The 25,795-nt window shown below is 55.0% G+C and carries 19 protein-coding genes; 4 read left to right on the forward strand and 15 right to left on the reverse strand.

Annotated elements, in window-relative coordinates:
- Positions 1-9 precede the first annotated feature (9 nt).
- The 11 genes from V6942_RS05070 to V6942_RS05120 form a co-directional block, all read right to left on the reverse strand.
- Positions 10-1,242 carry a winged helix-turn-helix domain-containing protein gene (locus V6942_RS05070; RefSeq protein WP_106928828.1) on the reverse strand — a complete coding sequence of 411 codons (1,233 nt, stop codon included), beginning with the start codon at positions 1,240-1,242 and terminating at the stop codon, positions 10-12.
- A 28-nt stretch (positions 1,243-1,270) separates the two neighbouring features.
- Positions 1,271-2,251, reverse strand: a complete 981-nt coding sequence (gene lpxK / locus V6942_RS05075; RefSeq protein ID WP_182929183.1) for a tetraacyldisaccharide 4'-kinase — start codon at positions 2,249-2,251, stop codon at positions 1,271-1,273.
- Positions 2,248-3,996: a lipid A ABC transporter ATP-binding protein/permease MsbA gene (msbA, locus tag V6942_RS05080; RefSeq protein ID WP_333500879.1), complete on the reverse strand. Its 1,749-nt coding sequence runs from the start codon at positions 3,994-3,996 to the stop codon at positions 2,248-2,250. Before msbA ends, lpxK begins: the two co-directional genes overlap by 4 nt.
- Before the next feature lie 36 nt (positions 3,997-4,032).
- Complete coding sequence (locus V6942_RS05085) at positions 4,033-6,294, reverse strand: ComEC family protein (RefSeq protein WP_333500880.1); 2,262 nt, start codon at positions 6,292-6,294, stop codon at positions 4,033-4,035.
- 215 nt (positions 6,295-6,509) lie between these two features.
- A complete protein-coding gene (gene ihfB / locus V6942_RS05090; protein ID WP_015965094.1) occupies positions 6,510-6,794 on the reverse strand; it encodes an integration host factor subunit beta in 285 nt (94 codons plus the stop codon).
- Positions 6,795-6,946: 152 nt separating this feature from the next.
- Complete coding sequence (rpsA, locus tag V6942_RS05095) at positions 6,947-8,620, reverse strand: 30S ribosomal protein S1 (protein ID WP_106928835.1); 1,674 nt, start codon at positions 8,618-8,620, stop codon at positions 6,947-6,949.
- Positions 8,621-8,733: 113 nt separating this feature from the next.
- Positions 8,734-9,417 carry a (d)CMP kinase gene (cmk, locus tag V6942_RS05100; RefSeq protein ID WP_106928836.1) on the reverse strand — a complete coding sequence of 228 codons (684 nt, stop codon included), beginning with the start codon at positions 9,415-9,417 and terminating at the stop codon, positions 8,734-8,736.
- Positions 9,418-9,586: 169 nt separating this feature from the next.
- Positions 9,587-10,354: a M48 family metallopeptidase gene (locus V6942_RS05105; protein WP_333500881.1), complete on the reverse strand. Its 768-nt coding sequence runs from the start codon at positions 10,352-10,354 to the stop codon at positions 9,587-9,589.
- A gap of 136 nt (positions 10,355-10,490) precedes the next feature.
- Positions 10,491-11,774: a 3-phosphoshikimate 1-carboxyvinyltransferase gene (gene aroA, locus V6942_RS05110; RefSeq protein ID WP_182965738.1), complete on the reverse strand. Its 1,284-nt coding sequence runs from the start codon at positions 11,772-11,774 to the stop codon at positions 10,491-10,493.
- A 72-nt stretch (positions 11,775-11,846) separates the two neighbouring features.
- Positions 11,847-12,935, reverse strand: a complete 1,089-nt coding sequence (serC, locus tag V6942_RS05115; protein WP_106928840.1) for a 3-phosphoserine/phosphohydroxythreonine transaminase — start codon at positions 12,933-12,935, stop codon at positions 11,847-11,849.
- A 200-nt stretch (positions 12,936-13,135) separates the two neighbouring features.
- Positions 13,136-13,828, reverse strand: coding sequence for a DUF421 domain-containing protein (locus V6942_RS05120; RefSeq protein ID WP_182929189.1), 693 nt, complete (start codon positions 13,826-13,828; stop codon positions 13,136-13,138).
- Positions 13,829-13,956: 128 nt separating this feature from the next.
- Here V6942_RS05120 and ycaO point away from each other — a divergent pair, with 128 nt between their 5' ends.
- From ycaO to pflA, 4 genes are all read left to right on the forward strand, one after another.
- Complete coding sequence (ycaO, locus tag V6942_RS05125; RefSeq protein WP_106928843.1) at positions 13,957-15,717, forward strand: 30S ribosomal protein S12 methylthiotransferase accessory factor YcaO; 1,761 nt, start codon at positions 13,957-13,959, stop codon at positions 15,715-15,717.
- Between the two features lie 406 nt (positions 15,718-16,123).
- Positions 16,124-16,981, forward strand: a complete 858-nt coding sequence (gene focA, locus V6942_RS05130) for a formate transporter FocA (protein WP_106928845.1) — start codon at positions 16,124-16,126, stop codon at positions 16,979-16,981.
- 55 nt (positions 16,982-17,036) lie between these two features.
- Entirely contained in the window at positions 17,037-19,319 is a 2,283-nt protein-coding gene (gene pflB, locus V6942_RS05135; RefSeq protein ID WP_106928846.1) for a formate C-acetyltransferase, read from the forward strand.
- Between the two features lie 206 nt (positions 19,320-19,525).
- Positions 19,526-20,266, forward strand: a complete 741-nt coding sequence (gene pflA, locus V6942_RS05140) for a pyruvate formate lyase 1-activating protein (RefSeq protein WP_106928848.1) — start codon at positions 19,526-19,528, stop codon at positions 20,264-20,266.
- A 134-nt stretch (positions 20,267-20,400) separates the two neighbouring features.
- Here pflA and V6942_RS05145 read toward each other — a convergent pair whose 3' ends face one another.
- The 4 genes from V6942_RS05145 to dmsA all read right to left on the reverse strand — a co-directional run bounded on the left by V6942_RS05145 (position 20,401) and on the right by dmsA (position 25,749).
- Positions 20,401-21,552 carry an MFS transporter gene (locus V6942_RS05145; RefSeq protein ID WP_333500882.1) on the reverse strand — a complete coding sequence of 384 codons (1,152 nt, stop codon included), beginning with the start codon at positions 21,550-21,552 and terminating at the stop codon, positions 20,401-20,403.
- 259 nt (positions 21,553-21,811) lie between these two features.
- The gene (locus V6942_RS05150) at positions 21,812-22,675 is read right to left on the reverse strand and encodes a dimethyl sulfoxide reductase anchor subunit family protein (protein ID WP_106928851.1); all 864 of its coding nucleotides are present in this window, start codon (positions 22,673-22,675) and stop codon (positions 21,812-21,814) included.
- Between the two features lies 1 nt (position 22,676).
- Positions 22,677-23,294 carry a DMSO/selenate family reductase complex B subunit gene (locus V6942_RS05155; protein WP_182929191.1) on the reverse strand — a complete coding sequence of 206 codons (618 nt, stop codon included), beginning with the start codon at positions 23,292-23,294 and terminating at the stop codon, positions 22,677-22,679.
- A gap of 10 nt (positions 23,295-23,304) precedes the next feature.
- A complete protein-coding gene (gene dmsA / locus V6942_RS05160; RefSeq protein WP_333500883.1) occupies positions 23,305-25,749 on the reverse strand; it encodes a dimethylsulfoxide reductase subunit A in 2,445 nt (814 codons plus the stop codon).
- Positions 25,750-25,795 lie beyond the last annotated feature (46 nt).

Consider the following 25,795-nt stretch of genomic DNA (forward strand, 5'->3'; position numbering starts at 1 on the left):
CATAGAGCGCTACCGGTCGGCGTCAATCTCCCAACCGTCGCGTTGATTGAGAAAGAGTTTCTCCGCTACCGCGCCAAGTTTAACCCGCGTCGCGCCCTGCCAGCGGGCAAAATCGTTGATGGCCTGCGTCAGGCCTTTTTCCAGATGTTGGCTGACCCGCACGCCCGCCTCCAGATAGAGGGCGAAAATCTCCAGCACGCCGTCGCTGCGGTGCATTTTGCTGTCCATGCGGCCGACAATCTCACCGCGATGCAGCAGCGGCAGGACAAAATAACCGTACTGACGCTTCGGCGCAGGCGTGTAGCACTCCAGGCGGTAGGTGAAGTTGAAAAACTGTTCGGCGCGTTTTCGATCCCAGACCACCGGGTCGAAGGGCGACAGTACCGCACTGTGCGTCGCCGTCAGCTTACCCTCCGCCGCACGCTCCAGCGCGGGCTGAAGGCTGCGATGTACCCACATCTCACCGAGCTGTTCAACCTCTACCGGTACCACCTGCGCCAGCGCCTGCCACTGCGCCAGCAGCGCGTGGAGATCTGGCTGCCGTAGCCGGTAATAATCCGCCAGCCACTGAGGACGGAAAATACCCAGGCTGCGGGCGCTGTTTTCCAGCATCGCCGCCTCGGCCTGCGATTGCGTGAGCGCATCACGGCGATCGTCCCACTGCGGCATCACCCGTTGCGTCAGATCGTAAACCCGATGAAAGTTGCGGCGTTCAACCACCATCACTTCGCCAGCGGTAAACAGCCCTTCCAGGTGGCGCTTATGCGGCTTCCACTCCCACCAGCCGCTCTGCCCTTTACGCGGATGCGCGAAGTCGGCGGAGCGTACCGGCCCGTTTTCAGCAATATGCGCCTTCAGCGCAATAATCTCGTCGGCGTGCTCATCCATCCAGCTTTGATGGTACTTCCAGCCCATCTTATGCGGCGCAAGCATACGATGGCGAACCAGTGGAAAATCGCTGCGCGGCAGGAAACAGGCCTCGTGGGCCCAGTATTCCATAAGCTCGCCGCGGGCAAGCGCATCATCAAGCCATGCGGAAGGGTAAGCGCCAAGACGGCTGAAGAGCACCAGATAGGGGCTGCGGGCGACCACGTTAATGGTATCGATTTGCAGCAGCGACATTTGCTGGATGGTACGAAGGATATCCGCCGCTTGAGGCTGGCGGCGCGGACGGTTCAGAAGCCCCTGCGCCGCCAGGTGAAGATGACGCGCGGCGCGAAGGGTTAACTGCAGCTGTGTCATGCTTTTCCCCTGCTATCGCCGACGCCTATTAACGCCGTGCGAGGGTAATCAAATCCTGTAGCAGCGTCTGCGCACGATCGCCGGAAAGCACGGCATCGACCGGCAGATACCACCAGTTCTCCTGCGCAAAACGGCGGCATTTTACCGCGTCTTTTTCGGTCATGATCAGCGTCTGCCCAGGTGCCACCAGCGCTTGAACGTCGGCTTCACTCAGCGCCTGATGGTCGGCCAGCGCCACCGTGCGCACCGGCTTCAGGCCGCCGTCGTTAAGGGTGGCAAAAAAGCGCGGCGGATGCCCAATACCGGCCATTGCGACGACGTTGTTCAACGCGGCAACCGGCCGGCGCTCGCCGGTCAGCAGATTGACTGCCTCACCAGGACGTAGCGTCATCGGGATCTCGCCCGCCAGCGCTTCGCCGCCGTTAACGATCCGCGCATCTACACTCTCAAGACGCGAGGCTCGTTCACGCATGGGCCCGGCCGGCAACCACCAGCCGTTGCCGAATCGACGTATGCCGTCGATCACCACGATCTCTTTATCACGGGCCAGACGGTAATGCTGCAGCCCGTCATCGGTGACGATCATCTGGAGATCGTGAGCCGCCAGCAGCGCTTTGACGGCATCGACTCTTACCGGCGAAACCGCTACGGGCGCACCGGTACGTTGATAAATCAGCACCGGTTCATCTCCGGCCTGCGCGGTCGTGGTATCCGCGTTTAGCAGCAGCGGGTAACGCTCCGCTTTACCACCGTAGCCACGGGAAACCACGCCAACGCGAACGCCCTGACGCTGAAGCTGCTCCACCAGCCAGATGACCACCGGTGTTTTACCGTTGCCACCTGCCGTCAGGTTACCCACCACGACGACCGGACACGGCGCACGCCAGGACTTTTTCAGCCCCAGTTGATAACACAGGCGGATGATGCCGCTCACCAGACCATATAGCCAGGAGAGCGGCAGCAGCAGCCGCCAGAGCGGCGATTCACCGGACCAGATTCTGGCTATCATTCGCCAAACTGCATTTTGTGCAGCTGAGCATAGACGCCGCGCTGTTCAAGCAGATCGCTATGGCTGCCGCGTTCAACAATCCGGCCGTCTTCCACCACAATGATTTCATCAGCCTGTTCAATTGTCGACAGACGGTGCGCAATCACCAGCGAAGTCCGGTTTTTCTGCAGTTCGTCCAGCGCCGCCTGAATCGCACGTTCCGATTCGGTATCCAGCGCCGAGGTGGCCTCATCAAGAATCAGGATTGGGCTATTACGCAGCAGCGCGCGCGCAATCGCGATACGCTGACGCTGGCCGCCGGAAAGCAGCACGCCGTTTTCACCGATGACCGTATCAAGGCCGTTATCCATTTTGTTGATAAAGTCCATCGCGTAGGCCATCCGCGCCGCTTCTTCAACCTGCTCGCGGCTGAACTCTTCGGTACGCGCATAGGCGATGTTATTCGCCACCGTGTCGTTAAACAGATGCACGCTCTGGGAAACCAGCGCTACCTGATTACGCAGCGAAGAAAGCTTGTACTCACGCAGGTCATGACCATCGAGCAGAATCTCACCTTCATCGATATCATAAAAACGGGTCAGCAGGCTGGCGATGGTTGATTTACCTGAACCAGAACGCCCTACCAGCGCCACCGTTTTTCCCTGCGGGATCGACAGGTTGATATTTTGCAGCGCCGGCGTTTCACGGCCAGGATAGGTGAAGGTCACGTTACGGAACTCAACGCTGCCTTTGGCACGGTCTACTTCGAGCTTACCTTCATCTTTTTCCTGCTCGCTATCCAGAATAGCGAACAGCGTTTGACAGGCCGCCATCCCGCGCTGGAACTGCGCGTTGACGTTGGTTAACGATTTCAGCGGGCGCATCAGCGCAATCATGGAGGAAAAGACGACCGTGATCGTACCGGCAGTCAGGGTTTCCATCACGCTTGGGAAGCTCGCGGCATACAGCACAAACGCCAGCGCCAGAGAGGCAATCAGCTGAATAATCGGGTCAGAGATAGACGATGCCGAGACCAGCTTCATCCCCTGCAAACGCATCTTGTTGCTGACCTTATCAAAACGCTTGGTTTCCACTTCCTGGCCGCCGAACATCAGCACTTCTTTATGCCCTTTCAGCATCTGCTCGGCGCTGGTGGTCACCTGCCCCATGGTGTTCTGCATATTTTTACTGATGCTACGGAAGCGCTTGGACACCACGCGGATCGCCATCGACACGATAGGTGCCAGTACGATGAGGATGACCGACAGCTGCCAGCTGTAGTAGAACATCATGATGAACAGGCCAATGATAGAAGCCCCTTCACGCACCACGGTAATCAAGGCACTAGAGGAAGAGGATGCCACCTGCTCAGAGTCATAGGTTATGCGCGACAGCAGGGTCCCGGTGGACTGCTTGTCAAAGAAGGAAACCGGCATGCCCATCATATGGCTGAACAGCCGACGGCGCATGGTCATCACGACCTTGCCAGAAACCCAGGAAATACAATAGCTAGAGATATAGCTTGTAATACCACGTAGGATCATCAAGCCAATAACGACCAGCGGCATCCAAAGCAGCACTGAGCGGTCTGTTTTGCCAAAACCATCATCCAGTAACGGTTTAAGAAGCGATAGCATAAAGGTATCGCTGGCTGCGTTAAGGATTAACGCGACGCCCGCCACGATCAGCCCTGCTTTAAACGGCGCAATAGTTGGCCAGAGTCGGCGGAAGGTCTGCCACGTGGAGAGATCTTTGTCGTTCTGCATTCAAAAAACCAGCTTATGTTGAAATAGCCGCATATTCTACCCGTTATCGAGAGACTCGCCAAACCACTGATGATACCAACGAGGTAAAAGTTGATCTCGTAAGCCTTCAATCTGCCAGCCTTTCGCGTCAAAAGTGACCGTTATCTGGCCCTGGTGCGGCGTGTCAAACCAACCGTAATGCCGCTGCAGATAGCGGGCCTTTACCTTCGCAGAAGGCAGGCGCCACGCGTTATAGCGGGATGCCGAAGCCAGCGCAACGGCACCACCGACCCGCTGAATCAGCGAGATACCGGAAGACGTCGAGCTGCCGTGATGAGGAACCTGGATAATTGTAGACGCAAATGGCTGCCAGAAATGGCTCATCATGGCCATTTCTGCCGGTAATTCAATATCTCCGGTCAACAGAAAACTGTTTTTACCGTCGTCAACCCTAACCACACAGGAACCATTATTGCCTTTCTGTACTTTACCGGGCAGCGGCCAAAGCGCACGAAAGGTTAACCCCTGCCAGCGCCAGGCCTGCCCGCGTGCACAGGGTTGATGGCCGGACCACGCGAGCGGGCTTCTGACCCATGCCTTCGGCCAGTTTTGCTGGAGCGTTCGCAGGCCACCGCGGTGATCTAAGTGATCGTGACTCAGAATAATGCCCTGTGGCGTCAGCCCGTGCCAACGAAGCCAGGGCGCAATCAGCTGAGCCCCGCTGTCGCCGCCGGGCCACGCCAGCCCGGTGTCATAGAGCAGCGCTTTGTCGCCGCGTGAAATGACCATTGCCAGCCCCTGCCCGACATCCAGCATCGTCACCTGCCACTGGTCCGGCGGCGTTTTTCGCCAGAGTGGAAACGTCAGCAGCACGCTTAGTGACATCCACAATGCCGGAAAACGCCGCCAGCCGTGGAGCCGCCAGAGCAACAGCGCCCCCCACGGTAATAACGACGCCCCCAGCCATGCTCGCACAATGTACCACCATCCCTCGGGCAACAGCCGCAGGTAGCCAAACACCAGCGCCATCACCCTGTCGGCGCAATACCAAATCAGCGTCTCCAGCACCACCGGACCACACAGATGCAGAAACATCGCCAGCAGAATCAAGGGCACGGCAATGAAGGTAACCACCGGCACCGCCAGCAGATTTGCCAGCAGCGAAGTGGTACTGATGCCGTGGAACAGCAGAATTTGTAGCGGCGTCAGCAGGAGCATCAGCCCTAGCTGTAAATGCATCAGCTGCGCCAGTGGACGCAGCAGGCGCGGATAATGCCATTCCGGCAGCGGTACCCACCGGTACCAGAACAAGAGCGTGCCAACGGCAAATGCTGACAGCCACAGACTGTCGGAAAGCACCGCCAGCGGGTCTACAAACAGGATAGCCGCCAGGCAACAGAGCCACACCTCCCAACCGGCCCACTGCCTGCCGCTTAGCCGCAGTAAACACCAGACGGCCGCAGCAACGATCGTTCTCTGGGCGGGCGGCTGCATGCCCGTCAACATGGCGTAAGCCAGCCCGCTTGCCAGCGAGGCCAGCAGCGGTAGCCGCCAGTTAATCAGCCATGCCGGCAGAAAAAACTGTATGCCGCGTACCAGCAGCCAGCCCAGCGAAGCGCCGAGCGCAATATGCAGGCCGGATATCGCCATCAGATGCGAAGTACCGGTTTGCTGCATCAGCGTTTTAATCTCTGGCGAGACCGAGAGCCGTTCACCCATCCCCAGCGCCAGCAGCACGTCACGCCAGGGGTATGCTGCTAGCGTGGTTTTTAGCGATGCCAGATAGCGCGCTCGCAGGCCGCAACTGAGCGCTAACGGTTCAGCGCTAATGATTCGCCCGGTCAGCGCACGGTGCTGGGAGAGCGCATAGCGCTGGGCATCAAACCCGCCGTCATTGAGTTGACCATGCACTGCACGGGCGCGAATCGTCATCTTCCAGCGCTGGCCCACGCATGGCGGCTGTGGCAGGTAGCTGCCGTAGAGCGCAATCCGAATGCCCGGCATCAAGCGCTGCCCTTCCAGACGGGTGAGCGTGCCCTGATGCACCGTCTGCCCGTCCGTTTGCGTGAGCGTCAGCTCAACCTGCCGGTTTTTACCCGGCAGCATCTGCGCAGATAGCTGAAGCTGCCAGGCCGCCAGCGCCCCCCAGCAGAACAGTAGCCCCACCAGAGCAATGCGGCGCCCTGCCCGGCCGCAAACGCCGAGCGCGGTGAGCCCAACAGCAGCGATCTTAATATATTCGAGCGAGGGTAAGACAGGCAGTACGGCCAGCGGTAATATTCCGGCCAGCACGTAGCAGGCCAGCAGTGGCAAGCGCATCGATACCTCCTTGTTGCAAGGAGTATCGCGCGCGACAACGTCTACGCCATGATCAGAAAAGTCAGTTTGCGTGGCGGCTCGCAGCATGAATTCGCTGCGTACAGGCATTGAGAAAACGTTGGAAGGACGATTCCACAATCGGCGTGCAGAAATGAAAAAAGCACCCGTAGGTGCTTTTCTCTCAATCAAGTTTAGCGCAAGCTAGCGCCAGAAACTCAATCGTAAATGTTGGCGCGATCGCGCAGTTCTTTGCCCGGCTTGAAGTGCGGCACGTATTTGCCTTCCAGTTCCACTTTGTCGCCAGTCTTCGGGTTACGCCCGGTACGTGGTGCTCGATAGTGCAGAGAGAAGCTGCCGAAACCGCGGATTTCAATGCGCTCACCCTGTGCCAGGGTCGAGGCCATATGCTCCAGCATTTCTTTTACCGCATCTTCCACTGCTTTTGCAGGGATATGGGATTGCTGGCTGGCAAGTCTTTCAATCAATTCTGACTTGGTCATGATTCCTCCGGTTTCCTTTTAAGGAAAATTAGCTAACAGCTTATTAAACAAGGGCGGCCGTAGCCGCCCTTTGTGCTAGATTACAGGCCGAAACCTGCAATCTGTCAAGTAAACTCATCACAATTCAGGTTGTTAAACCCAAATGCGTAAGATTACTCGCCTTTAGCTGCTTTGAATGCTTCAGCCATAGCGTTGGAGAAGTTGCCGTCTTCCTGTTTGTTGTTAACAGTAGCGATTGCATCTTTCTCGTCAGCTTCGTCTTTCGCACGAACAGACAGGCTAATTGCGCGGTTTTTGCGATCAACGCCGGTGAATTTAGCTTCAACGTCGTCGCCAACGCTCAGAACCAGAGTTGCATCTTCAACGCGGTCACGGGAAGCTTCAGAAGCGCGCAGGTAACCTTCAACGCCGTCAGCCAGTTCTACGGTTGCGCCTTTCGCGTCAACTGCAGTCACTTTACCGTTAACGATAGCGCCTTTCTTGTTCAGAGCAACCCAGTTGTTGAACGGATCTTCTGCGAGCTGTTTAACGCCCAGGGAGATACGTTCACGTTCTGCGTCAACCTGCAGAACAACTGCAGCGATTTCGTCGCCTTTTTTGTATTCACGAACTGCTTCTTCGCCTGCAACGTTCCAGGAGATGTCAGACAGGTGAACCAGGCCGTCGATGCCGCCGTCCAGGCCGATGAAGATACCGAAGTCAGTGATAGACTTGATTTTACCTTCAACGCGGTCGCCCTTGTTGTGGGTTTCTGCGAACTGCTGCCATGGGTTAGATTTGCACTGCTTCAGACCCAGGGAGATACGACGACGTTCTTCGTCGATATCCAGAACCATAACTTCCACTACGTCGCCAACGTTAACAACTTTGGACGGGTGGATGTTTTTGTTGGTCCAATCCATTTCGGAAACGTGAACCAGGCCTTCAACGCCTTCTTCGATTTCAACGAAGCAGCCGTAGTCGGTCAGGTTGGTCACGCGACCGGTCAGTTTGGTACCTTCCGGATAACGCTTAGCGATAGCTACCCATGGATCTTCGCCCAGCTGTTTCAGGCCCAGAGATACACGAGTACGCTCGCGGTCGAATTTCAGCACTTTAACGTTGATTTCGTCACCAACGTTCACGATTTCGCTCGGATGCTTAACGCGTTTCCATGCCATATCAGTGATGTGCAGCAGGCCGTCAACGCCGCCCAGATCAACGAATGCACCGTAGTCAGTGAGGTTCTTAACGATACCTTTAACTTCCATGCCTTCCTGCAGGTTTTCCAGCAGCTGATCGCGCTCTGCGCTGTTTTCGGATTCGATAACGGCACGACGAGAAACAACAACGTTGTTACGCTTCTGGTCCAGCTTGATTACTTTGAACTCAAGCTCTTTGCCTTCCAGGTGCAGAGTATCACGCACCGGACGAACGTCTACCAGGGAACCCGGCAGGAACGCACGAATACCGTTCAGCTCAACAGTGAAGCCACCTTTAACTTTGCCGTTGATAACACCAACTACAGTTTCAGCGTCTTCGTAAGCTTTTTCCAGCGTGATCCAAGCTTCGTGACGTTTAGCTTTCTCACGGGACAGCAGGGTTTCACCGAAGCCGTCTTCTACTGCATCCAGAGCAACGTCAACTTCGTCACCAACCTGGATTTCCAGCTCGCCCTGGGCGTTTTTGAACTGCTCTGCCGGAATGGCGGACTCAGATTTCAGACCGGCGTCAACCAGTACTACGTCTTTGTCGATAGCAACAACAACACCACGAACGATGGAACCCGGGCGGGTTTCGATTTCTTTTAAGGATTCTTCAAACAGTTGAGCAAAAGATTCAGTCATGTTTAATCTTCAGGTTAAGTATTAACGTCCACCTGACACCTTGTCGGATGGGGTTGTTTCACATACCCGCTGTCAGTCCATTGCAACGGGGGTACTGCAAATTCGGTCGCGTTTTACGCGATTGCCAATTTCTGGCGCGCATAGTTTAACGCTTTTTCAATTACTTGCTCAATGCTTAAGGTGGTGGAATCCAACACTAAAGCATCGGCGGCAGGAACCAGCGGCGCAACAGCACGATTACGATCGCGATCGTCACGCTCCTTTATCTCTGCCAAAAGGCGCTCAAAGTTAACACTAAAGCCCTTTTCCTGCAACTGTAGCATGCGACGCTGCGCACGTTCTTCCGATGACGCGTCGAGGAAGATTTTGACCGGCGCATCCGGGAACACCACCGTGCCCATATCGCGGCCGTCGGCAATCAGGCCCGGCGCTTCGCGGAAAGCCCGCTGACGGCGCAGCAGCGCTTCACGCACGCGCGGGAACGCAGCGACCTGCGAAGCGGCATTGGCCACTTCCTGGGTGCGGATTTCACCGCTGACGTCTTCCCCTTCAAGGATCACCTCCAGCGCGCCGTCGGTAGAGACAAAACGTACGTCCAGATGGGCCGCCAGCGGGACCAGGGCATCTTCTGAGTTCACATCAACATGGTGATGCAAAGCCGCAAGCGCCAGCACGCGATAGATCGCGCCAGAGTCCAGCAAATGCCATTGCAGCGCTTCGGCCATCGCTTTGCACAGCGTGCCTTTACCCGCGCCGCTTGGACCATCAATGGTAATTACCGGGGCAATTGCCGTCATTTTTCTCTCCTTAATAAAAGGCATACACAACGTAAACGCCGCGCATTATACGCATCTCTGCGCCAGACGGTTACTTTTGTCTGCGAATGACAGAATGAGACGCGCTCACTGCAGGAGAATAAATAAGTATAGTGGGCCGGCAAAGCGCCGACCCGAAAATGATGATGATTTACTTTTTATCCGCCGCAATGCGGTCGCGAATGTGCTGCGCGCGCTCGGCTGAAGGAGGGTGAGAGTCAAACAACGATTTCGTATGACCCGCGTCAAGGCTGGCCAGCTTGTCAAAGCTACCCACCAATCCCTGGGTGCTGACGCCGCGTTTTTTCAGCAGATCGTAGGAGAAATCATCGGCCTCAGACTCCTGGGAACGAGAAAACGCCGAGTTAATCACGCCTTCGGCAATATCGCCGAGCTGTGATTTTGACAGCTGCGCCGCCGCGCCGCTGGTGGCTGAAATCGCGTCGCGCGCCGCAACGGTCGCATAGGCGGTTTGCATCGCTTTACGCGAGTGGCCCAGCGCAACGTGGCCCAGCTCGTGGCCCAGCACGCCCTCGACTTCATTGTCGTTCATCAAGTCCATCAGACCGCTGTAGACGCGCACGCAGCCGTTAGCCATTGCCCACGCGTTAACGTCAGCGGTCATGTAGACTTTATAATTCACCGGCGTGCCGTTGATGTTATTGCCCAGCGCTTTGGCAATTTTGTTCAGCCGTTTGGTGTATTGACTGGACGCGCTCGCAAGCTGGTTTTCGCCGTCCATCTGCTGACAGGCATCGTCAGATAGGGCCTTCATGTCAGCATCGGACAGCGTTGCCGCTTTATAAGCCGTCATGCCGGACCCCACCAATGCATTGGTATCCATACCCTGCATATTTTTACAGCCAACCAGTAACGTGGCGGAAATCGCCAGCGTCAGCATCACCTTTGCATTCTTCATATGAATCATCCATTGATTGATTACTATTAAATATCAATAAGTTATTTCACACAAAAGGGTAACACTGCATCGCAAGGGCAAAAAAGTCCGAAAAAAAACGCCGACATCAAGTCGGCGTTTTGGCGGTAGGAAAGGATTAGGCCAGAGTACTAATACGCGCCAGCTGCTCGAAATAATCCGGGAAGGTTTTCGCCGTACATTTCGGGTCAAGGATTGTGACCGGCGTATCCGATAGCGCAACCAGAGAGAAGCACATCGCCATACGATGATCGTTGTAGGTCGCAATCTCAGCAAAATTCAGCGTCGTCGGCGGCGTCACGCGAATATAATCTTCGCCCTCTTCCACGATCGCGCCCACTTTGCGCAGCTCGGTTGCCATGGCGAACAGACGGTCTGTCTCTTTAACGCGCCAGTTGTATATATTACGCAGCGTGGTGGTGCCTTTGGCAAACAGCGCGGCGGTGGCAATGGTCATAGCGGCATCAGGGATATGGTTCATGTCCATATCGATGGCATTCAGTTCACCATGAGTGCAGGCAATAAAATCATCGCCCCAGGTGATGGTCGCGCCCATTTTTTCCAGCACGTCAGCGAAGCGAATATCGCCCTGTACGCTGTGACGGCCAATGCCGGTCACCTTCACGGTGCCGCCTTTAATCGCGCCAGCGGCCAGGAAGTAGGAAGCCGATGACGCATCGCCTTCAACCAGATACTGGCCCGGCGAGACATACTGCTGGTTACCACGCACAACAAAACGCTGATAGTTCTGGTTTTCAACTTCAACACCGAAAGTTTTCATCAAATGCAGCGTGATGTCGATATACGGCTTGGACACCAGATCGCCCTTGATGGTAATGACTGTGTCCTGCGGTGCCAGCGGCGCCGTCATCAGCAGCGCGGTCAGGAACTGGCTGGAGACGCTACCGTCTACTTCAACGCTACCGCCGATAAACCCACCATTCAGGCGCAGCGGTGGATAATTTTCCTGCTCTAAATAGGTAATCTGCGCGCCGCCCTGACGCAGGGCATCCACCAGGTGGCCGATTGGGCGTTCTTTCATGCGCGGCTCACCGGTCAAGACAATATCATTTGCCCCCAGGCACAGCGCGGCGGCCAGTGGGCGCATAGCGGTGCCCGCGTTGCCGAGGAACAGTTCCAGTTCGCCAGAGCCCTGCAGCGGGCCCGCGTTGCCGGTGACTTCACAGCGCGTGCGATCGTCAGACAGGGTGTAGTGAATTCCCAGCGCTTTCAACGCGTTCAGCATGTGGCGAACATCATCGCTGTCCAGCAGATTAGTCAGGATGGTGGTGCCGCTTGCCAGCGCCGCCAGCAGCAGCGCACGGTTCGACACGCTTTTAGAACCAGGCAGATTAATCGTGCCGTCTACGCGCGCGATAGGTTGTAACGTCAGGGATTCCATGAAACTCAACTCTCAAAAAACAAAAGAAAAAACCCCATGACGCGGCCATGGGGAGGATAGGTCAAAAATCGATTAGCCGTGACGACGCTCGAAGTCCTGCATAAATTCCGTCAGCGCCTGTACGCCCGCCAGCGGCATGGCGTTATAGATGGAGGCGCGCATCCCGCCGACTACGCGGTGGCCTTTCAGCGCGTGCAGACCGGCGGCAAACGATTCATCCAGGAAGACTTTGTCCAGCGCGCTGTCTGCCAGCTGGAACGGAACGTTCATACGGGAACGGTTGGCGCTCGCCACATCGTTACGGTAGAAATCGCTGCTATCGATGGTGCTATACAGAAGATCGGCCTTCTGCTGATTAATACGATCCATTACGGCCAGGCCACCCTGCTCTTTCAGCCATTTGAAGACCAGACCGGACAGATACCAGGCAAAGGTCGGCGGGGTGTTGAACATGGAGTCGTTGTCGTTGAGCACGCTGTAATCAAGGATAGATGGGCAGGCAACATGTGCTTTACCCAGCAGGTCTTCGCGCACGATAACCAGCGTTAAGCCGGCAGGACCAATGTTTTTCTGCGCACCGGCGTAGATAACGCCAAAGCGGCTCACGTCGATCGGGCGGGACAGAATGGTTGAGGAGAAGTCAGCGGCAACAACAACCTCGTTGCCAAAGTCAGGCGTCTCATCAATAGCAATACCGTCGATAGTTTCGTTCGGGCAATAGTGCAAATACGCCGCGTTATCGGAAAGCTGCCAGTCGCGCATGGGTTTTACCGCGCGCTGACCGTCGACGGTAATCTTCGCGTCAATCACGTTTGGCGTGCAGTATTTTTTAGCTTCTTTCACCGCGCTCGCTGCCCAGTAGCCGGCGTCAACGTAGTCAGCGGTGGTTTTATCACCGAGGATGTTCAGCGGTACGCCGGCAAACTGACCGCGCCCGCCGCCGTGGCAAAACAGCACTTTGTAGTTGGATGGGATGTTAAGCAGGTCACGAAAATCTTTTTCTGCTTCCTCCGCCACGTGGATAAACTCTTTACCACGGTGGCTAACTTCCATTACCGACGTGCCTAATCCGTTCCAGTCGCAGAGTTCCTTCTGCGCCAGTTTAAGGACATCTGCCGGAAGCATCGCCGGACCTGAACTGAAATTAAAGACCTGAGCCATAACCCTCACCACATTGCAATGTTGTCTGACCGCATGCCTCGCGCGTCATCAACGCGTGGGCATAAGTTATTCCTGTGGCTATTGGTTTTATCATTCAGTGACACGCGCCGCAATGTCTAAAACCTTTCGTCAGCGAAATGCGCCCTCCGTCACACAATAGATTCTACCGTCTTGCCGTGTGAAAACCGACAAAATGGCTATCAGGCAATCCGTTTCGCGCGGCTCACCTTCGTCCAGGCCGGATTTGCACAGCGCGGACATAATTGTCGCTCCCCCGCCCGCATGCTAACGACGTAGCTACAGCGCACACACGCGTACTCACCTGGCGCAGGAACTGCCTTAAAACGCTGAGTGAGGCTGTCGGGCAAAATGCATAACCCCGGCTTCACCTGCTCGTCAGCATAATAAAACACGCTAATCTGACCGTCGGTTTCCATAATCGCCAGCCGGACCTGCCCAAGCTGCTCCACGCTGTTCAACCGCAGTTCCATAAAAAAATCCAGCTCCGTCAGATTTGCCGCGCGCACGTTTTCCCAGGCCAGTTGCCCTTCTTTAACGATGACGATCGCTTTACCTTCCAGTAAGCCCTGTAACTTTTCACTTTTCGCCATCAACCACATCACCAGCCGATACAGCAGCGCCAGCGAAATGAAAACCACAAAAACCGGCACCAGCGGGACATCATCATAGAAAGCAACATCGCCCGCCGCCGATCCCAGCGTGAGGATAATCAGCACTTCAAACAGCGACATCTGCCGCACGCCGCGACGTCCGGTCATTTTGAGAAACAGAAACACCAGCGCGAAGGTAAACACGCATCTCAGCGCCACCTCGCCTAAAAATTCTGGCGGAACGTTGTCAAATGCCATTCTCTGAAGATCAAACGCTTTCATTTTTTCTGCGCCGTAACAGTCGGTTATTGCCTGTAAGCATAGCCGTCTCTTTTATTTTCGCCGAAGATAGCACCCGTCACGCAAAACCCGTATCATTGCGCGCTTTCCGTACGACAAAAGAGATTGCTATGACGCAAACCTATATCCCCGGCAAAGATGCCGCACTGGAAGATTCCATCGCTCGCTTCCAGCAAAAGCTGCTCGACCTAGGCTTCGATATTGAAGAAGCTTCCTGGTTGAACCCGGTTCCTAACGTCTGGTCGGTACATATCCGTGATAAAGCCTGCTCGCTGTGCTTTACCAACGGTAAAGGCGCGACCAAAAAAGCGGCGCTGGCATCCGCGCTGGGTGAATACTTCGAGCGTCTGTCGACCAACTATTTCTTCGCTGACTTCTGGCTGGGTGACAAAATCGCCAACGGCCCGTTCGTTCACTACCCGAATGAGAAATGGTTCCCGCTGACCGACGACGACGAAGTGCCGGAAGGTCTGCTCGACGCGCGCCTGCGCGCATTCTACGATCCTGACGATCAGCTGACCGCCAGCATGCTGGTCGATCTGCAGTCCGGCAACGACGATCGCGGCGTGTGCGGGCTGCCGTTTACCCGTCAGTCCGACGGCGAAACCATCTACATTCCGATGAACATCGTCGCGAACCTGTACGTTTCCAACGGCATGTCTGCGGGCAATACCCGTAACGAAGCCCGCGTACAGGGGCTGTCGGAAGTGTTCGAACGTCACGTGAAGAACCGCATTATTGCCGAAAGCATCAGCCTGCCGGAAATCCCGGCCGAGGTGCTGGCACGCTATCCTGGCGTAGTGGAATCCATCAAAACGCTGGAAGCGGAAGGTTTCCCTATCTTTGCCTACGACGGTTCACTGGGCGGCAAATACCCGGTTATCTGCGTGGTGCTGTTCAACCCGGCGAACGGCACCTGCTTTGCTTCCTTCGGTGCACATCCGGACTTCGGTGTTGCGCTGGAGCGTACGGTAACCGAACTGCTGCAGGGTCGCGGTCTTAAAGATCTTGATGTGTTCACGCCGCCGACCTTTGACGATGAAGAAGTGGCCGAGCACACCAACCTCGAAACCCACTTTATCGATTCCAGCGGTCTTATCTCCTGGGATATGTTCAAACAGGATGCAGACTATCCGTTTGCAGACTGGAACTTCTCCGGCACCACCGAAGAAGAGTTCGCAACTCTGATGGCTATCTTCAAAGAAGAAGATAAAGAAGTGTACATCGCCGATTACGAACATCTGGGCGTTTACGCCTGTCGTATCATCGTGCCCGGCATGTCTGATATCTATCCAGCGGAAGATCTGTGGCTGGCGAATAACAATATGGGCAGCCACCTGCGCGAAACCATTCTTTCCCTGCCGGGCAGCGAGTGGGAAAAAGAAGAGTACCTGAATCTTATCGAGCAGATTGACGACGAAGGCCTCGACGACTTTACTCGCGTGCGCGAGCTGCTGGGTCTGGCGACCGGCCCGAACAACGGCTGGTACACCCTGCGCGTTGGCGAACTGAAAGCAATGCTGGCATTAGCCGGCGGCGACCTTGAGCAGGCGTTAATCTGGACCGAATGGACCATGGAGTTTAACGCGTCCGTGTTCAGCGCCGAGCGCGCCAACTACTACCGCTGTCTGCAAACGCTGCTGCTGCTTTCTCAGGAAGAAGAGCGTGAACCGTTGCAGTATCTGAACGCGTTTGTCCGCATGTACGGCGCAGACGCCGTCGAAGCGGCCAGCGCGGCGCTGAGCGGCGAAGAGGCCTTCTACGGCCTGCAGCCAGCGGACGGCACGCTGGAAGCCTTCCCGGCGCATCAGTCGCTGTTAGAGGCCTACGAAAAACTGCAGCGCGCGAAAGCGGCTTTCTGGGCGAAGTAATTTCTTCACCATAGAAAAAGTAGGCTTAATGCCAGACCTACGCTATATTACGGGGCCACTTGTTGGCCCCTTTTTTATATTTCAACGCTTCGCTTCACGGGCATGTGAAAATAAAGTTAAATATAAGTAAACACTATAATTGGTAGCTTACTTTTATTGTTAATTTTACCGATCATTACTCCATTTTAATTAACCAATAAAATGAAGGATAAAGAAAAAATTCAACTGATTTTGTAAATCTTAAAATTTATTTTTATCTTAATATTCATATTGTTAGCAAAGGATTGTTGAAAAACCATTCGTTATTCAGGCCTATAAGCCAGGTGAGATATGATCTATATCAAATTCTCATCTATAATGCTTTGTTAGTATCTCGTCGCCGATTAAATAAAAAGAGAGAGTTAGTGTGAAAGCTGACAACCCTTTTGATCTACTCCTTCCTGCTGCGATGGCCAAAGTTGCCGAAGAAGCAGGCGTCTATAAAGCAACCAAGCATCCGCTGAAAACCTTTTATCTGGCGATTACTGCGGGCGTCTTTATCTCGATTGCTTTTGTTTTTTACATTACCGCAACGACGGGCACCGCGGGTATGCCATTTGGCATCGCGAAGCTGATTGGCGGTATCTGCTTCTCACTAGGCTTAATCCTTTGCGTTATTTGTGGCGCTGACCTCTTTACCTCGACCGTGCTTATCGTTGTAGCGAAAGCCAGCGGGCGAATTACCTGGGGTCAACTGGCAAAAAACTGGCTCAACGTCTATGTTGGTAACCTGATCGGCGCGCTGCTCTTCGTGCTGTTGATGTGGCTGTCCGGCGAATACATGACGGCCAACGGCGGATGGGGGCTAAACGTCCTGCAAACTGCTGACCACAAAATGCACCACACATTCATTGAAGCCGTCGCTCTCGGCATCCTGGCGAACCTGATGGTCTGCCTGGCAGTCTGGATGAGCTACTCTGGCCGCAGCCTGATGGACAAAGCCATGATTATGGTTTTACCGGTTGCCATGTTCGTCGCCAGCGGCTTTGAGCACAGCATTGCAAACATGTTTATGATTCCGATGGGTATCGTAATACGTCACTTTGCTAGCCCGGAATTCTGGACCGCAATCGGTTCAACTCCGGAAAGTTTTTCTCACCTGACCGTGATGAATTTCATCACCGATAACCTGATTCCGGTAACCATCGGGAACATCATCGGCGGCGGTTTATTGGTTGGGTTGACATACTGGGTCATTTACCTGCGTGGCGGTGACCGTCATTAACTGATGGTTGCTCCAGGCAGTAAATAAAAAGTCCACTTAAGAAGGTAGGTGTTACATGTCCGAACTTAATGAAAAGTTAGCCACAGCCTGGGAAGGTTTTGCGAAAGGTGACTGGCAGAATGAAGTAAACGTACGTGACTTCATCCAGAAAAACTACACTCCGTATGAGGGTGACGAGTCCTTCCTGGCTGGTGCTACTGACGCGACCACAGCTCTGTGGGACAACGTTATGGAAGGCGTTAAACTGGAAAACCGCACTCACGCGCCAGTTGACTTTGACACCGCCGTTGCTTCCACCATTACTTCCCACGACGCTGGTTACATCAACAAAGCGCTGGAAAAAATTGTTGGTCTGCAAACTGAAGCTCCGCTGAAACGTGCTCTTATCCCGTTCGGTGGCATCAAAATGATCGAAGGTTCCTGCAAAGCGTATAACCGCGAACTGGACCCGATGATCAAAAAAATCTTCACCGAATACCGTAAAACGCACAACCAGGGCGTGTTCGACGTTTATACTCCGGACATCCTGCGCTGCCGTAAATCCGGTGTTCTGACCGGTCTGCCAGACGCCTACGGCCGTGGTCGTATCATCGGTGACTACCGTCGTATCGCCGTATACGGTATCGACTACCTGATGAAAGACAAATTCGCTCAGTTCACCTCTCTCCAGTCTGACCTGGAAAACGGTGTAAACCTGGAAGCGACTATCCGTCTGCGTGAAGAAATCTCCGAACAGCACCGTGCGCTGGGTCAGATCAAAGAGATGGCTGCTAAATACGGCTACGACATCTCTGGTCCGGCTACCAACGCTCAGGAAGCTATTCAGTGGACTTACTTCGGCTACCTGGCCGCTGTTAAATCCCAGAACGGCGCTGCAATGTCCTTCGGTCGTACCTCCAGCTTCCTGGATATCTACATCGAACGTGACCTGAAAGCAGGCAAAATCACTGAACAAGAAGCTCAGGAAATGATTGACCACCTGGTCATGAAACTGCGTATGGTTCGCTTCCTGCGTACCCCTGAGTATGATGAACTGTTCTCCGGTGACCCGATTTGGGCAACTGAATCCGTCGGTGGTATGGGCGTTGATGGCCGTACTCTGGTCACCAAAAACAGCTTCCGTTTCCTGAACACCCTGTACACCATGGGCCCGTCTCCGGAACCGAACATCACTATCCTGTGGTCTGAAAAACTGCCGCTGGCGTTCAAAAAATTCGCCGCAAAAGTGTCCATCGATACCTCTTCTCTGCAGTATGAGAACGATGACCTGATGCGTCCGGACTTCAACAACGATGACTACGCTATCGCTTGCTGCGTAAGCCCGATGATCGTTGGTAAACAAATGCAGTTCTTCGGTGCGCGTGCAAACCTGGCGAAAACCATGCTGTACGCAATCAACGGCGGCGTTGATGAAAAACTGAAAATGCAGGTTGGTCCTAAAACTGAGCCAATGAAAGGCGACGTTCTGAACTACGACGAAGTTATGGATCGTATGGACCACTTTATGGATTGGCTGGCTAAACAGTACGTCACCGCGCTGAACGTCATCCACTACATGCACGACAAATACAGCTACGAAGCTTCTCTGATGGCGCTGCATGACCGCGACGTTATCCGTACTATGGCTTGCGGTATCGCTGGTCTGTCCGTTGCTGCTGACTCCCTGTCTGCAATCAAATATGCGAAAGTTAAACCGATTCGTGATGAAAACGGTCTGGCTGTTGACTTCGAAATCGAAGGCGAATACCCGCAGTTTGGTAACAACGACGCTCGCGTCGATGACATGGCGGTTGACCTGGTTGAACGTTTCATGAAGAAAATTCAGAAACTGACGACTTACCGTAACGCTATCCCGACTCAGTCTGTTCTGACCATCACCTCTAACGTGGTTTATGGTAAGAAAACCGGTAACACCCCAGACGGTCGTCGCGCTGGCGCGCCATTCGGCCCAGGTGCTAACCCAATGCACGGTCGTGACCAGAAAGGTGCTGTTGCCTCTCTGACTTCCGTTGCTAAACTGCCGTTTGCTTACGCTAAAGATGGTATCTCTTACACCTTCTCTATCGTTCCGAACGCACTGGGTAAAGACGACGACGTTCGTAAAACCAACCTGGCTGGTCTGATGGACGGTTACTTCCACCACGAAGCGTCTATCGAAGGCGGTCAACACCTGAACGTTAACGTAATGAACCGCGAAATGCTGCTCGACGCGATGGAAAACCCGGAAAAATATCCGCAGCTGACCATCCGCGTATCTGGCTACGCAGTACGTTTTAACTCCCTGACTAAAGAACAGCAGCAGGACGTTATTACCCGTACCTTCACTCAGTCCATGTAATGGATTTGACTGAAATCGCGATTTAAAAAGCGTACAATAAAGGCTCCACGTCAGTGGGGCCTTTCTTATAACTGCCCTACTCTCTCCGAGCCTATTTTGCCTGCTAACTTCTATAATCAGGTTAACAAGCAAAATAAACTCAAGACGGCCTGAAATAATGATCGTCACCCTGCCGGACGCGGGGAAGAACTGGAGATAATACTGCAATGTCTGTAACTGGTCGCATTCACTCCTTTGAATCCTGTGGCACCGTCGATGGCCCAGGCATCCGTTTTATTACCTTCTTCCAGGGCTGCCTGATGCGCTGCCTGTACTGCCATAACCGCGATACATGGGATACCCACGGTGGCAAAGAAGTCACCGTTGAAGAACTAATGAAAGAAGTGGTGACCTATCGCCACTTTATGAACGCGTCCGGCGGCGGCGTCACCGCATCCGGCGGCGAAGCCATTTTACAGGCTGAGTTCGTGCGCGACTGGTTCCGAGCGTGCAAGAAAGAAGGTATTCATACCTGTCTGGACACCAACGGCTTTGTGCGTCGTTACGACCCGGTCATTGATGAGCTGCTGGAAGTCACCGACCTGGTGATGCTCGACCTCAAGCAGATGAACGACGATATCCATCAGAATCTGGTTGGCGTATCTAACCACCGCACGCTCGAGTTTGCGCAGTACCTGTCGAAGAAAGACGTGAAGGTCTGGATCCGCTATGTGGTGGTCCCGGGCTGGTCAGATGACGATGACTCCGCGCACCGCCTGGGCGAGTTCACCCGCGATATGGGCAACGTCGAGAAAATCGAACTGCTGCCGTACCACGAGCTGGGCAAACACAAATGGGTAGCCATGGGCGAAGAGTACAAGCTCGACGGGGTGAAGCCGCCGAAGAAAGAGACCATGGAACGCGTAAAAGGCATTCTCGAGCAGTACGGTCACAAGGTGATGTACTGATCCCTTCTGGCCAGTAGCTATACCTGGCCTGACAATGCTGATGACGAAAAACCCGACGCTAAGTCGGGTTTTTTGTTGTCTGTCTCGGCACGACAGGCGACGAAAAAATCAAGAGGCGCGCTCGCGCCAGCGCATCAGGCGTGGGCAACCGGGGTTGGATGATGCCCGGCTTTGCGCAGCAGCATCATCAGGTAGACGAACGACACCCCGGCAATCATGATAAACAGCAGGTTATCTGAGTAGCTTTGCATCAGCATGGCGGTCAGCGTAGGCCCTACCAGGCTGCCTATGGTGTAGCTTAGCAGCAGCGCCTGATTCATTGACACCAACTGGTGGTGCTCGACCTTCTCACAGGCCCAGGCCATCGCCACCGGATAGAGCGTAAAACCGGCGGCACCAAGGATAAACAGCGCCGGTGCCATCATTGCCTGGCTTAGCATCCCCAAACAGCCGACAATCACCACAAATACCTGCACGCGCAGTACCAGCAAACGACCAAAGCGATCCGCCAGACGGCCTATTGGCCATTGACCCAAAATACCGGCGCTGACCATCACCGCCATCCAAAAACCGATACCGGAATCGCTGACGCCACGATGGTTTAAATACAGCGGCATCAGCCCGTACAGCGAGCCCAGCACGATGCCGGAAATAATACAGCCATTCACCCCTAGTCGCGCCTGACGCAGCTTGAACATTGGCCAGACGCGCGCGTTGGCGTCCTGCTGTTCATCTTTCTGGTTCAGGATACGGGTAAACAGCAGCGGCAGAATACCGGCCAGGATAACGCCGGTCATCAGCGGCAGAATGGTCGGCAAATCGGTCGGTAGTTTACTCACGATAAGCTGGCCGAGCACGGTACCGATGTAATACATCATCATGTAGGCCGCCAGCAGACGCCCGCGATTGCGCGAAGTACCGCTGCACATCAGCGCGCTTTCCACCACCACCCAAATCATGGCGCAGCCGACGCCGGCGATAAAACGCCAGAACATCCAGCTCCAGAAGCCCACCATAAAGCCCAGCCCCACGCAGCCCGAGGCGAAGATAAGCGACGCAATATAGTAGCTGAAGTTAAAGCCAAGACACTTAATCAGACGCCCGGTCAGCATCGTACCCACCAGGTTACCGGTGAAATAGGATGAACCAACCATCCCAACCTGCCAGGTTGGCAGATTTTCATGGGCGAGCCAGAGCGGGACGAGCGTGTTGAGTACCGCGATCGCCAGCGTCAATAACAAAAGGCCACAGAGCAATAACAGCACTGGGCGGGTATAGGTGGACATGGGCTAAAAACCGTGAGGATAGACAGATTTCGAGCGCATCATGCCACTGCTAAAAACATTGTCAATCCACCTGATTTGTGTCGGAAGCGGCTTTCTGGCACCACGATTGATGTTTCTTATTCAGCGCAGCGGCATAACGACATTCATCAAATCTATCTGATTGTTTTTACTGAAAATGAAAGGAATAAATGGAAAGGGTTCAGTTGAAAAAATTCATGAACAAAAAGTGCCAGGGCGAGGCAGCCCCGGCACGTTTTATTTAGCTGGCGACCGCCATCCCGACGGTCATATGCAGACCGTAGAAGACGCCACGGCCGATCAGTTCACCGACCAGCACCAGCACAAATGCCAGACTCAACAGCGGCAGCGCCGGCTGGTAGCCCTTAAGTTGCGGCACCACCCAGCACACCAGCGCCAGCGCAATGGCCGCAACGCGCCACGCCATCAGGGAGCCGTAGTTCGGGACCAGTGCGGAAGCCTGCTGGATTGAGCTATGGATTGAAGCCAGCTCAACGCCCTGCATCAGCGAAACAACCGCGCTAACGCCCAGCGCAGCCAGGCTCACCACCGGCAGCAGACGCAGCGCCCAGCCTTCGACACCCGCCCAGCGCAGCAGCAGATAGCCGAGCAGCGGACCGCCGATAAACAGCGTCAGGAAGAAGCTCAGCGGCGTCCAGATGCTATACCAGGTCGGTACGGTATCGATGGTGTTATACACGCGCACCATCATCCACACGAAGACCACACCCAGCACCATCGTCACCACCAGCCAGACGCTACGCAGCGCGCAGGAGAGCTTATTGGTGACGGCCAGCAGCCAGCCAATGCCCCCCACGGCGAAGAAAATCGCGCCGCTGGCAATCTCGTTGCTCAACGACGAGGCCCCCACGCGGTTAAGCGAGTTAAATGCGCGCATCGGCGAGCCGAGGTGCAGCGTCGAGGCGATAAAACCAATGCCCATCAGCACCCACAAAGCGAACATACTCAGCACCACGCGCTGCTGCTGCTCGCGCGCCAGCTGCCCTTTCATCAGCGCCAGCGCCAGGACGATAAATCCGCCGGCAACGCACTGCCCAAAGACCGTGAAGATCATCAGCGGCCATTCATGCCATCCACTTCCCATCTCACACCTCCTTCGGGTTGGCCAGGTAGCCAGTGGTATCGCCGCACGGACGTGCATTGGCGTTAGGTTTAATCACAATGCTCGGCTTGGTAAAGTGCGCCGACGGCAGCGGCGCAACGGCCGCCAGCTGCCCGTGCTTCTGGCGAAGCTCTTCAATCGGCCCGAAGTCCAGCGCGCGCAGCGGGCAGGACTCGACGCAGATCGGTTTTTTGCCTTCCGCCACGCGTTCGTGGCAGCCGTCGCACTTGGTCATGTGGCCTTTTGCCGCATTGTACTGTGGGGCACCGTACGGGCAGGCCATATGGCAGTAGCGACAGCCGATGCAGACGTCTTCGTCAACGACCACAAAGCCGTCTTCTCGTTTATGCATCGCGCCGCTCGGACACACTTTAGTACAGGCCGGATCTTCACAGTGGTTGCAGGCGATGGACAGGTAATAGGCAAAGACGTTCTGATGCCAGACGCCGTTATCTTCCTGCCAGTCGCCGCCGGCGTATTCATAAATACGGCGGAAGCTGACGTCCGGGGTTAAGTCTTTGTAATCTTTACACGCCAGTTCACAGGTTTTACAGCCGGTGCAGCGTGCCGAATCAATAAAAAAGCCATATTGGGTGGTCATCGGTTACTCCTTACACCTTCTCGACCTGAACAAGGTTCGTGTGCGATGGATTGCCTTTCGCCAGCGGCGACGGGCGCTGCGTGGTCAGCACGTTAATGCTGCCCGCCTGGTCAATACGCTTGGCATCCGGGTCATACCATGCCCCCTCGCCCAGCGCCACGATACCCGGCATCATGCGCGGTGTGACCTTAGCTTCAATATGCACTTCCCCACGATCGTTAAAGATGCGCACGCGATCGCCGTTGGCGATGCCGCGTTTTTTCGCATCCAGCGGATTAATCCACATTTCCTGACGGCAGGCCGCCTTCAGCACGTCAACGTTGCCATAGGTGGAGTGAACGCGTGCTTTATAGTGGAAGCCGGTCATCTGCAGCGGATACTTCTCAGCTAGCGGATCGTTGTAGTTTTCAAAGCCCGGTGTGTAGATCGGTAACGGATCGATAACATCACCTTCCGCCAGTTCCCAGGTGGCAGCGATTTTCGCCAGCTCCTGCGAGTAGATCTCAATTTTGCCCGACGGCGTAGTTAGCGGATTGGCCTGTGGGTCTTCACGGAACGCTTTATACGCCACGTGATGCCCTTCCGGATCGCGCTGCTTGAAGATGCCCTGCTTGCGGAACGTATCGAAGTCCGGCAGCTCAGGCACTGCCTGGCGGGAAAGTTCGTGCAGATGACGCATCCATCCTTCCTGCGTGCGCCCTTCGGTAAACTGCTGCTCAACGCCCATGCGTTTAGCCAGCTCGGTCGTCATGTCGTAAATCGTCTTACACTCGAAGCGCGGCTTAATCACCTGATCGGTGAAGATGACGTAAGACATGTTGCCGCAGGATGCATCCAGCGCGAAGTCCATCTGTTCGGATGCCGTGCAGTCCGGCAGCAGGATATCGGCATACTTCGCCGACGAGGTCATGTGGCAGTCGATGACCACTATCATTTCGCACTTCTTGTCATCCTGCAGGATTTCATGGGTGCGGTTTATCTCAGAGTGCTGGTTAATCAGGCAGTTACCGGCATAGTTCCAGATCATTTTGATCGGTACGTCCAGCTTATCTTTGCCACGCACGCCGTCACGCAGGGCCGTCATTTCCGGGCCGCGAACGATCGCATCAGTCCACATGAACATGGAGATGCTGGTTTGAACGGGGTTTTCCAGCGTTGGCATACGCTCAAACGGCACTTCATAGGAGCCTTCACGCGCCCCGCTGTTACCGCCGTGAATACCCACGTTGCCGGTCAGAATGGACAGCATAGAAATGGCACGGGTCACGATTTCGCCGTTCGCGTGACGCTGCGGCCCCCATCCCTGAGAGATATAAGCGGGCTTTGCGGTGGCGATTTCACGCGCTAGTTTGACAATGCGCTCGGCCGGAATACCGGTAATCGTCGATGCCCATTCCGGCGTTTTTGCCGTGCCATCACTACCCCGACCCAGAATATAAGCCTTGTAGTGGCCATTGGCCGGCGCGCCTTCCGGCAGCGTTTTTTCGTCGTAACCCACGCAGTATTTATCGAGGAACGGCTGATCGACCAGATTTTCGGTGATCATCACCCACGCCAGCGCGGAAACCAGCGCCGCATCGGTACCCGGACGAATCGGGATCCATTCATCTTCGCGGCCTGCCCCGGTATCGGTATAGCGCGGATCGACAATGATCATGCGCGCATTCGATTTCTGCCGCGCCTGCTCCAGATAGTAAGTCACCCCGCCGCCGCTCATGCGCGTTTCGCCAGGGTTGTTACCAAACAGCACCACCAGTTGGCTGTTTTCGATATCGGACGGGCTGTTGCCGTCAGCCCAGCCGCCGTAGGTATAGTTCAGGCCCGCAGCAATCTGCGCAGAGGAGTAGTCGCCGTAATGGTTCAGATATCCGCCGCAGCAGTTCATCAGGCGCGCAATCAGCGTTTTGCCCGGCGGCCAGGAGCGGGTTAACGTTCCTCCCAGGGTACCGGTGCCATAGTTGAGATAAATCGATTCATTGCCGTAATCTTTGATCAGGCGTTTCATATTATCGGCAATAGTATCGAAGGCTTCTTCCCAGCTAATACGCTCGAATTTACCTTCACCACGTTTGCCTACCCGCTTCATTGGGTATTTCAGGCGATCCGGGTTGTAGACGCGGCGACGCATTGAACGCCCGCGCAGGCAGGCACGAACCTGGTGCAGCCCGTCGTAGTTATCATCGCCGGTATTATCGGTTTCTACGTACTTAATCTCGCCATCGACAACATGCATGCGCAGCGGGCAGCGGCTTCCACAGTTTACCGTGCACGCACTCCAGGTGACGCGTTCCGCTGCCGTTGCCGGGTCCAGCGCTTCGGCAGCATTAACGATACGGCTAAACGGGAGCGTAAAAGCACCGCTGGCCATCGCCAGGCCGCTAATGGCCGTGGTTTTCATTAAACCACGACGGCTGACCTCGGCTGCCAGTAAAGCATCGGGGGTTTCAGTTTTCATGGATACTCACTTCGTTGCTGACATTGAAAGTTTCGCTATATAGATT

The organism is Kluyvera genomosp. 2 (assembly GCF_036759865.1).
Taxonomy (GTDB): domain Bacteria; phylum Pseudomonadota; class Gammaproteobacteria; order Enterobacterales; family Enterobacteriaceae; genus Kluyvera; species Kluyvera ascorbata_B.

Coding starts and splice junctions, on each gene's coding strand:
- V6942_RS05070 (WP_106928828.1), bottom strand. CDS start 1,242: ATGACACAGCTGCAGTTAACCCTTCGCGCCGCGCGTCATCTTCACCTG.
- lpxK (WP_182929183.1), bottom strand. CDS start 2,251: ATGATAGCCAGAATCTGGTCCGGTGAATCGCCGCTCTGGCGGCTGCTG.
- msbA (WP_333500879.1), bottom strand. CDS start 3,996: ATGCAGAACGACAAAGATCTCTCCACGTGGCAGACCTTCCGCCGACTC.
- V6942_RS05085 (WP_333500880.1), bottom strand. CDS start 6,294: ATGCGCTTGCCACTGCTGGCCTGCTACGTGCTGGCCGGAATATTACCG.
- ihfB (WP_015965094.1), bottom strand. CDS start 6,794: ATGACCAAGTCAGAATTGATTGAAAGACTTGCCAGCCAGCAATCCCAT.
- rpsA (WP_106928835.1), bottom strand. CDS start 8,620: ATGACTGAATCTTTTGCTCAACTGTTTGAAGAATCCTTAAAAGAAATC.
- cmk (WP_106928836.1), bottom strand. CDS start 9,417: ATGACGGCAATTGCCCCGGTAATTACCATTGATGGTCCAAGCGGCGCG.
- V6942_RS05105 (WP_333500881.1), bottom strand. CDS start 10,354: ATGAAGAATGCAAAGGTGATGCTGACGCTGGCGATTTCCGCCACGTTA.
- aroA (WP_182965738.1), bottom strand. CDS start 11,774: ATGGAATCCCTGACGTTACAACCTATCGCGCGCGTAGACGGCACGATT.
- serC (WP_106928840.1), bottom strand. CDS start 12,935: ATGGCTCAGGTCTTTAATTTCAGTTCAGGTCCGGCGATGCTTCCGGCA.
- V6942_RS05120 (WP_182929189.1), bottom strand. CDS start 13,828: ATGAAAGCGTTTGATCTTCAGAGAATGGCATTTGACAACGTTCCGCCA.
- ycaO (WP_106928843.1), top strand. CDS start 13,957: ATGACGCAAACCTATATCCCCGGCAAAGATGCCGCACTGGAAGATTCC.
- pflB (WP_106928846.1), top strand. CDS start 17,037: ATGTCCGAACTTAATGAAAAGTTAGCCACAGCCTGGGAAGGTTTTGCG.
- pflA (WP_106928848.1), top strand. CDS start 19,526: ATGTCTGTAACTGGTCGCATTCACTCCTTTGAATCCTGTGGCACCGTC.
- V6942_RS05145 (WP_333500882.1), bottom strand. CDS start 21,552: ATGTCCACCTATACCCGCCCAGTGCTGTTATTGCTCTGTGGCCTTTTG.
- V6942_RS05150 (WP_106928851.1), bottom strand. CDS start 22,675: ATGGGAAGTGGATGGCATGAATGGCCGCTGATGATCTTCACGGTCTTT.
- V6942_RS05155 (WP_182929191.1), bottom strand. CDS start 23,294: ATGACCACCCAATATGGCTTTTTTATTGATTCGGCACGCTGCACCGGC.
- dmsA (WP_333500883.1), bottom strand. CDS start 25,749: ATGAAAACTGAAACCCCCGATGCTTTACTGGCAGCCGAGGTCAGCCGT.